The sequence below is a fragment of the Pseudomonadota bacterium genome, assembly GCA_022361155.1.
Classification (GTDB): Bacteria; Myxococcota_A; Polyangia; order Polyangiales; family JAKSBK01; genus JAKSBK01.
This window is the reverse complement of sequence record JAKSBK010000357.1, coordinates 1-7,876: the sequence shown is the minus strand read 5'-3', so window position 1 is coordinate 7,876 and position 7,876 is coordinate 1. Positions and strand designations below refer to the sequence as shown.

The 7,876-nt window shown below is 64.3% G+C and carries 9 protein-coding genes; 4 read left to right on the top strand and 5 right to left on the bottom strand.

Features of this window, described 5'->3' with window-relative positions:
• From MJD61_13810 to MJD61_13790, 5 genes are all read right to left on the bottom strand, one after another.
• A partial coding sequence (locus MJD61_13810; protein MCG8556347.1) for a serine/threonine protein kinase occupies positions 1-1,665 on the bottom strand: 1,665 nt, incomplete at its 3' end.
• Positions 1,666-2,134: 469 nt separating this feature from the next.
• On the bottom strand, positions 2,135-3,082 hold the full coding sequence (gene thiL, locus MJD61_13805; GenBank protein ID MCG8556346.1) for a thiamine-phosphate kinase: 948 nt from the start codon (positions 3,080-3,082) through the stop codon (positions 2,135-2,137).
• Positions 3,079-4,491 (bottom strand): ATP-binding protein, encoded by a 1,413-nt coding sequence (locus MJD61_13800; protein ID MCG8556345.1) that lies wholly within the window; start codon positions 4,489-4,491, stop codon positions 3,079-3,081. Before MJD61_13800 ends, thiL begins: the two co-directional genes overlap by 4 nt.
• A 52-nt stretch (positions 4,492-4,543) precedes the next feature.
• Complete coding sequence (locus MJD61_13795; GenBank protein ID MCG8556344.1) at positions 4,544-5,224, bottom strand: GTPase domain-containing protein; 681 nt, start codon at positions 5,222-5,224, stop codon at positions 4,544-4,546.
• A gap of 1 nt (position 5,225) precedes the next feature.
• A complete protein-coding gene (locus tag MJD61_13790) occupies positions 5,226-5,675 on the bottom strand; it encodes a hypothetical protein (protein ID MCG8556343.1) in 450 nt (149 codons plus the stop codon).
• Between the two features lie 252 nt (positions 5,676-5,927).
• Between MJD61_13790 and MJD61_13785 the strand changes: the two genes are divergently transcribed.
• The 4 genes from MJD61_13785 to MJD61_13770 all read left to right on the top strand — a co-directional run.
• On the top strand, positions 5,928-6,329 hold the full coding sequence (locus MJD61_13785) for a division/cell wall cluster transcriptional repressor MraZ (protein MCG8556342.1): 402 nt from the start codon (positions 5,928-5,930) through the stop codon (positions 6,327-6,329).
• Positions 6,326-7,225, top strand: coding sequence for a 16S rRNA (cytosine(1402)-N(4))-methyltransferase RsmH (gene rsmH / locus MJD61_13780; GenBank protein MCG8556341.1), 900 nt, complete (start codon positions 6,326-6,328; stop codon positions 7,223-7,225). The genes MJD61_13785 and rsmH overlap by 4 nt, the downstream gene beginning before the upstream one ends.
• On the top strand, positions 7,222-7,530 hold the full coding sequence (locus tag MJD61_13775; GenBank protein ID MCG8556340.1) for a cell division protein FtsL: 309 nt from the start codon (positions 7,222-7,224) through the stop codon (positions 7,528-7,530). The genes rsmH and MJD61_13775 overlap by 4 nt, the downstream gene beginning before the upstream one ends.
• On the top strand, positions 7,527-7,876 hold a 350-nt coding region (locus MJD61_13770), incomplete at its 3' end, for a hypothetical protein (protein MCG8556339.1). The genes MJD61_13775 and MJD61_13770, both read left to right, overlap by 4 nt.

The window sequence follows — 7,876 nt, the reverse complement described above, 5'->3', positions numbered from 1 at the left end:
GCCACCGCGGTTGGTATCGGCACCGCGGTTGGTATCGGCACCGCGGTTGGTATCGGCACCGCGGTTGGTATCGGCACCGCGGTTGAGATCGGCACCGCGGCTGGGAGCAGGACCGACGCCCCGATGCAAATCCGGCGAACCCGGGGTGTCAGCTATCGCAGATCCTGCTCCGGTTGTTGCAGCGTGCTGTGCGTCGTTCGCCGCCGCCCCATGCTGAGCGAGACCGGGTAGCACGGCCGCCGCCGGGGATGGATCCAACGAGGCGTCGGGTCCCATCAGCAGACCCACAGCTACGCCGATCCCGCAGGCGCCTACCAGGCTTGCGGCAACCAGCCAGTTGCGCCGGTTCTGCCAGAGCGTTTTCGCGGTGTTGTTGGTTTGCAGGGGGCTCGAGTCCAGAGCGGGCAAGGTGATGGTGGCGGGCGGCAGTCCGTCTGACGTGCTGATCCTCATGGAGTTCTTGGTGCCGCTGGTGCGGTTGGGATCGGCACCGCGGTTGGTATCGGCACCGCGGTTGGTATCGGCACCGCGGTTGGTATCGGCACCGCGGTTGGGATCGGCACCGCGGTTGGGAATTGCCGGGCGTTGGTCTTCGCTTGAGCGCATCGGGCTTTGCCGCTGCGGGCCAGTGTGCGAGCGAGCGCCCTCTGAGGGTAGCGCCGCAGGGCGATCAGCGGCAACCGCTGATTGTGCTTGCGGCCTGCTTTCGCGCGCCCACGCTGTGCTGAGCGGCGTTCCGTCGCACAGTTCTTGTCCCAGCTCGCCGTCTACTTTGCGCAGCTGGCGCAACAACGCCCCGGCGGTTGCCAGGCGCTCGTCGCGCTCCTTTGCCAGACACTGCATGACCAGCGCTTCGAGGGCCGGGGCAACGGGCTTGCCGTGCGCGAGCATGGGGGGTGGCGGGTCGTGGAGTTGTGCTGCGAGCGTATCCATGTCGCTGTCTCGCGCAAAGGGGATCTTGCCGGTAAGCATTTCGTACAGGATCACGCCCAGGGAATAGAGGTCGGTGCGCGCGTCCACCGGGCGACTCTGCACGTGCTCGGGGGAGGCGTATTGGGGCGAGCCGATGAATCGACCCACCGAGGTGAGCTGCGAGCTGCGGTTGATGTCCTTGGCCAGCCCGAAGTCCAGGATCTTCACGAATTCGGGGTCGTTGTCGTAACGCACCAGCATCACATTGGCCGGCTTCAGATCGCGGTGCACGATTCCGAGCCCGTGCGCTTCGCGGAGCGCACTGCAGAGCTGCATCGCCAGGTGCAGCGCTCGGCCTGTCCGAAGAGGCGCCTCGTCTCTGATCAGCTCGCACAGCGTCCGCCCTTCCACCAGCTCCATCGCGATGTAGTAGGCTCCGTCAGCGCTGCGACCGTGGTCCAGTACCGTCACCACGTTGGGGTGGCGAAGCTGGCCTGCCAGCGAGGCCTCGCGCAGAAAACGCTCGCAGAACTCGTTGCCCTTGCTGCGCACGAGTTCCCCATCGAGCACTTTCAGGGCTACCTGCCGCGCCAAGGAGATCTGGTCGGCGTAGTAGATGCGGCTCATCCCACCGCGCGCCAGCAATCGGTCAATGCGATAGCGACGGTCGAGTACGCGACCTACCAGTGAATCGTGCTGCTCGCCCTCGGAGGCTGAGGGGGCGACACCGGCACTCTCCACAGCTTCACTCATCGCTGACCATCCAACCGTGTAGTTAGAACTTTGTGGTTAAGCTAGAACTTTGTTGTTAAACCAATGCCAGGTTCGAAGCCGCCTCTCAAGCGGAATTTTGTTCGGTCGTATAGGTGCTTGGGCCACCCACAAGTAGGTCAAATAACGCCTCCGCAAGCGTATCACACGGATGCGGCCTGTGGGCAATTCCCCTACATAGCATTCCTTGAAGAAGCTCGGTAAGGGCTCGTGACAGAAAAACTGGTCGAGACCGGCCGCGCAGGGTGGATGCGATTCGCGGCGCGCCCGCAGCAATGGCAGCGCTATTGCGAGGATTCTTGCGAGGACGAAAGCCGCGAGCGCGCCGCCCTGCATGGGCGCAACCGATCGAGCTGTTCTGTAACTTCTGTAACGAGCCCTGAGCCGATCGCTCGTGCGGATGCCGGGCTCGGCTAGCAGGCCACGGCCCTGGAGTACCCTGGCGGCATCTTCAGGTTTCGTGCCGATAGCCCTCGCGCTCCGGCCGGGCTAGTGGGCGGCCGTCCGGGGTCAGCACGTCCACGATGCCCAGTTGATCGGTGAACTCCCCGATGCGCGTGGCCCACTGGGGTGGCCGAGCGTGAGGCGGCAGCGCGGCCAGCAGCTCGTAGTCCTCGCCCCCACCAAGAGCCACCTCGAGTCCGTTCAGGCCAAGCTCCCGGGACAGCCGTTCGTGCCCTGCCGCCAACGGCAAGCGATCCGCGTGCAGCACTGCGCCCAGGCCCGAGGCGCGACAGACGTGACGCAGGTCCTGCAGGAGGCCGTCGGAGAGGTCGATGCCCGCGCGGCCGACTCCGCCGAGCTGCTGGCCTTCTTCGAGCCTCGCCATGGGCTCGCGCCAGCGCTGTACGAACGGTCGTGCCCGTTCACCGGTCTCGCCAGCAGTCAAGGCAGCCAACCCCAGCGCGGCGGCGCCCAACTGCCCGGTGACCCAGATGCCGTCGCCGGCCCGCGCGCCTTGACGCGTGAGAGGCTTGCCTGTGCAGCGACCGCAGACCGTCGTGGTCAAGCTCAAGTCGCTCGCGCGCGAGAGATTACCTCCAACTATGGGACAGCGGTGAGCGCGTGCGGCGTCCCCTATGCCATCGGCCAGCTCGTACAGCTCCGCATCCTGGAGCCCCAAAGGTAACGTCATCGCCACCAGCGCGGCGCGTGGCATGGCGGCCATGGCCGCGAGATCGCTCAGTGCAGCTACCACGGCGCGTCGTCCGATCTGACGCAGGCTGGCCCATTCGCGCCTGAAGTGCACACCCTCCACGTGGGCGTCGACAGAGACCACGAGCGCAGCAGTGCATGGGCTCAGAAGGGCCGCGTCGTCGCCGATTCCGAGCACCACATCGGAAGACGGGCAACAGAAGCGACGGCGGAGCTCTTGGATGCGCCCGAACTCGTCGCTCACGTTGCAGGCCGCTCGGGCAGTATGACGACGAACGTGGTGCCTTGGTCAATCCGGCTATCGACATCGATCTTGCCACCGTGGGCGTCCACGAGGCTCTTGACGATGGCCAGCCCGAGTCCGGCGCCACCGTGCTGGCGAGTGGAGCTCTGATCGATCTGATAGAAGGGGTCGAAGATCCTTGCGAGATTCTCTTCTGCGATCCCCGGGCCCGTATCGCGCACCTCAAACTGGACCGCTGGCTCACCGCCCATCATGACCGCCATCCCCATGATGGTTTCGCCGTCATCGTCCGACTCCATTGCGTCGCCGGCGAGCTCGGCGGAGCGCACGATCAGGGCAACTTCGCCTTCGGGAGGCGTGAACTTGATCGCGTTCGTCACCAGATTGAGCAGCACCTGCTTGATACGTACGGCGTCCGCCACCAAGGTGGCCGGTGCTGGTTCGATGCTCTGCACGCGCAGCTGGATCCTCCTTGCGTCCGCCTGCGGCAGTACGATCTCTTCGATCTCGGCGGCGAGCGCCATCGGATCGAGCGGTTCGGGACGTAGGGTCAGCTGGCCGCGTTCGAGCTTGTTCAACTCGAGCATGTTGGTGATCAGCTCCAGGAGCAGCTCGCCTTTGCTCTGGATCGTCTGCGCGAATCCCCGTTGCTGTTCGTTCAGCTCGCCTCCGATTCCCGAGATCAGCATGTCGGTGTAGCCGATCACCGCGGTCAGAGGCGTTCTGAGCTCGTGGCTGATCGTGGCAAGAAAATCACCCTTTAGCCGATCCAGCTCCTTGAGGCTCTCGTAGGCTTCTTCGAGCCTCGCCGTCTTTTCGGCCAGCTCCCTGTAGCCCTCGCGTATGCTGGCCAGGTGCACACTGCTGGTCATGCGCGCTCGGTGGCCTGCGAAGAGCATCAGCTGCAAGACGTTGCGGAAGTGGGCGACAATACGTGCCAGCGTCTCTTCGCGTACCCGCGGCATGCTCGCTAGACGTGACTTGGCTTCGCCGACGTCGATGCCGGGATCGACGTCTAGAAGGGATTGCGGCACAGCGCCGATCTCCGCCGGCAGGAACGGTCCAACCACGAAGCGACCCAGGCAGCGGTCATCGTAGAGAATGGGCGTCGCTGTGTAGATGGCTCCCGTGAAGCAAGGGTGCGTCAGGGTCGCGGTCTGCGGCAGCAGATTCTGCACGGTCGCCACCGTCTGCGCGCAGGCTATCCGTCCGGCGCCGTGACGGTTGACGTACCGGCAGATGCTGCGCTGCTCGTGCACGTCGGCTAGCAGAGCACCCGTAGCTGAGAACACGCGCAGGGAAAGACCGAAGAGATCGAAGAAAGAACCGCAGATCTGCCTCAGGGACTCTCGGTCGATAAGGTCTTCGAGCTTGGTTGCATCCGCATGAATGAGCTCCGTGTAACTCATTGGTCGTAACCGTTAAGGCCCCGCCGTCGAAGCGAACACCACCGGTGAACGGTTACCATTCGTTGCCTGTGTCTTGTTTGGGCGGGTTGAAACGAGCGCGCACGGCATTCAGCGCGGTGGCGCGCTCGAGGCCGAAGCGATCCTGGAGTCGATGATCGGTCTCGAGCCGCTTGAGCGTCGTATCGAGCAGGCCCAGAAAGGTCTCGAGAACCCCGATTCCTCGAGTGGCGATCGCACTAAACACCGGCTCGCGTCCCTGGGCTGCCCATTTCCGGATCTCCTCTTCGCTGCGTATGTTCGGCAGGTCACGCTTGTTGAACTGGATTACGAGGGGCACCCTTTGGCAATCGAAGCCGTTGTCCTTGAGATTGTGCTGGAGGTTCGCGAAAGACTGTTGGTTAGCGCGGGTTTCCGACAGCTGGGAGTCTGCGATGAAGGCCACTCCGTCGACACCCTGCAGCACGAGTCTCCGGGTTGCGTCGTGCATGGCTTGGCCTGGCACCGTGAACAGCCTTAGCCGTACCTGCAGACCTGCTTTGGTCTCGAAGCTAAGTGGAAGCAGGTCGAAGAACAGCGTCCTGTCATCCTGGGTCTCCAGATTCATCATCCGTCCGCGCGACCGCTGATCGAGCAGCTGGTGCAACGCCTGCAGGTTCGTAGTCTTTCCACTGAGAGCCGGACCATAGTAGACGAGCTTTATGGTGAGCTCTCTGCTTTGAAACTCGATTTGCATGTTACAGGAACACCCATAGCGCGTAGAGGATCAGGGTCGAGGCAACGCCGAGGGCTAGGTAGAAGATCTTGCGGGGGCCTGTGGCTTGCGGGGACGACCTGGTATGCATGAGCCCCTGGAGCGCAAGCTCACAGATCGCCCGGATGCGAGCCTCGGCGTCGTCGGCCCGAGCCGGCTGTGTGTCCCTGACGCGGCGGTAGGTGCTGCCGGCGCAGTCGAGCCTGCCCGTGACCGAGCATAGGGCAATGAACCGCTTGTGCGTGTCGTCGTCGTTCCACCGCTCTAGCACGTGCTCCCAGGCCTCCCGCAGCTCGGGCGGCAGGTTCTCGGTTCCGGCAGCCGGCACGCACGCCAGTCTACGGCAGTTGCGCCCCTCTGCCGACAGGACACGCCCGAAGCGCAGGCGCCATGCCGAAATCTCCGCCGGGTGACCTCTGGTGCGATGATGCACACCCGCTTTTTGTACAGGTGTGGTGTTTTCCGCGCCCCCAGTTGAGGAATTGCCGGCGAAGTGTTTTTGAAATCAGGCACTTACGTACTCGATTAAGAAGTTGACACGGTCCAGCGGATACCCGTACCTTGGCATCTTGGTGGCAAGAAGTGGTAATGAGTGCCAACAGCTTGCCGCTCTGTCTTGGATAGGCGGTCGTGGGTGTTTCGTGGGCGATACGAACATGCCATAGATGGGAAAGGACGCACCTCCTTGCCTTCGCGCTTTCGCGAGGTGCTGTCGGCTCTTGGCGACTGCAACCTGGTGATCACGACTGGGCTTGATCCGTGTCTCGTGGCCTATCCGCTGCAGGAGTGGCTGGCGTTCGAGCAGCGGCTGGCCGACCTGCCGCAGTTCGATGAGAGCGTAGCCATGCTCAGACGGATCTACGTGTCTGGGGCTGTCGAGTGCGAGCTCGACAAGCTGGGGCGGCTGCTCATCCCTCAGACATTGAGGCAGCACGCGGGGCTCACACGTGAGGCGTTGTGGGCTGGCATGGGCCGGCATGTCGAATTGTGGGACAAGACCCGCTTCGGCGAGCTCAACGGCGCCGTGCTCGAGGATCCAAAGAAGCGCAACGCGATGGCGCGACGCCTGGCGGAGCTGGGACTGTGAATGCTGTCTGCCACCGTCCCGTGCTGTTGAGCGAGACCCTGCAGGCCATTGGCCCCCGGTCCGGCTGCGTGTACGCGGATGCCACCCTCGGGCAGGGTGGGCACACGCAGGCCTTGCTCGAAGCGAGCGCGCCCGACGGCCGAGTGATAGCCCTCGATCGCGATGCCACGGCGTTGGAGTCCGCCCGTCGCAGGCTCGCGGTCTTTGGCGCTCGTGCGCTGCTGGTCCACGCGCGCTTCTCGCAGCTGGAGCGGTTGCTGCATGAGAGGGGAGTTTCCAAGCTGGATGGTCTCGTCGCGGACTTGGGCGTCAGCTCGGATCAGCTTGATCGAGCCGAACGGGGCTTTTCCTTTGCTCGATCGGGACCGCTCGACATGCGCATGGATCAGGCCCAGGGCAAGACGGCTCGTGAGCTGATCGAGGAGCTGCCGGAGTCGGAGCTCGCGGACGTGCTGTTTGCGCTCGGGCAGGAGCGTCGCTCCCGCGCGATAGCGGCCTCTGCGAAACGTGCAGTTCGGGCCGGCGAGCTCTCTACTACAGAAGAGCTGCGCAAGGCGGTCGTCCGGGTGCTCGGCCCTGCACGCCGGGGGCGCGTCAATCCTGCGACCCGTACCTTTCAGGCGTTGAGAATCGCCGTGAACAGGGAGCTCAGCGAGTTGGATGCGTTGCTTAGGTTGTTGCCGGATGTGCTGCACGAGGGCGCCGTCGCGGTGCTCATCTGTTTCCATTCCCTCGAAGACCGCCGCGTCAAGCAGGCACTGCGCGCAGACCCGAGGCTTGTGCCATTGTTCAAGAAGCCGCTGCGCGCGTCCCGCGAAGAGCAAGCTCACAACCCGCGCGCCAGAAGCGCAAGGGCGCGCGCTGCGCGTCGTGTTGCGAACGGGCCGGCGGCATGAACGGCCGTTCCCTGATGTTATGGTGTGCGGCTGTGCTGGCGGCTGCAGCGGCGTTCGTCGTGCATCTCACGTTGAGTTTCGAAACGGTGCGGCTCGGTTATGACGTGGGCAGGGCGCGCGGCCTGCAGCGCCAGCTCACCGAGTCGCGCCGCCTACTATCGCTCGAGGCGGCAACCCTGCGTCAAGCCGGTCGAGTGGAGACGGTCGCCCGCGGCCAACTAGGAATGGATGTTCCAGGGGCACCACGGATCGTTTCCGTGGGTGGCAAAGCGCCTGCATCGCGCCCCGCGGGGAGGCTTCAATGACGGCTCCCGTACAGGCTCCCAGGCGCTGGATGCGGGTCCGCATCGTGCTGCTGGGGGCGACGCTGATGCTGGGTGCGGGCAGCGTGCTGGTGCGCGCCTGGGACCTGCAGTGGAAGCGCTCGCCGGTGCTGAAACGCATGGCTGAGCAGCAGTATCTGCGTGATGTCCGGCTGGCTCCCAAACGGGGGACCATCTACGATCGGCATGGCTCGGAGCTGGCAGTGAGCGTCGATGTCGATAGCGTATGGGCCAACCCGCGCGCCATGCGTAAGGCTGGGATCGAGCCCGCCCACGCAACCGAGCTTCTTTCGAAGCACCTCGAGATCGATCGCGAGATCGTGCTGCG

Bases quoted from the DNA above. Each gene is read 5' to 3' on its own strand.
- MJD61_13800 (MCG8556345.1), bottom strand. From the start codon at position 4,491: ATGAGTTACACGGAGCTCATTCATGCGGATGCAACCAAGCTCGAAGAC.
- MJD61_13775 (MCG8556340.1), top strand. From the start codon at position 7,222: ATGAACGGCCGTTCCCTGATGTTATGGTGTGCGGCTGTGCTGGCGGCT.
- MJD61_13795 (MCG8556344.1), bottom strand. From the start codon at position 5,224: ATGCAAATCGAGTTTCAAAGCAGAGAGCTCACCATAAAGCTCGTCTAC.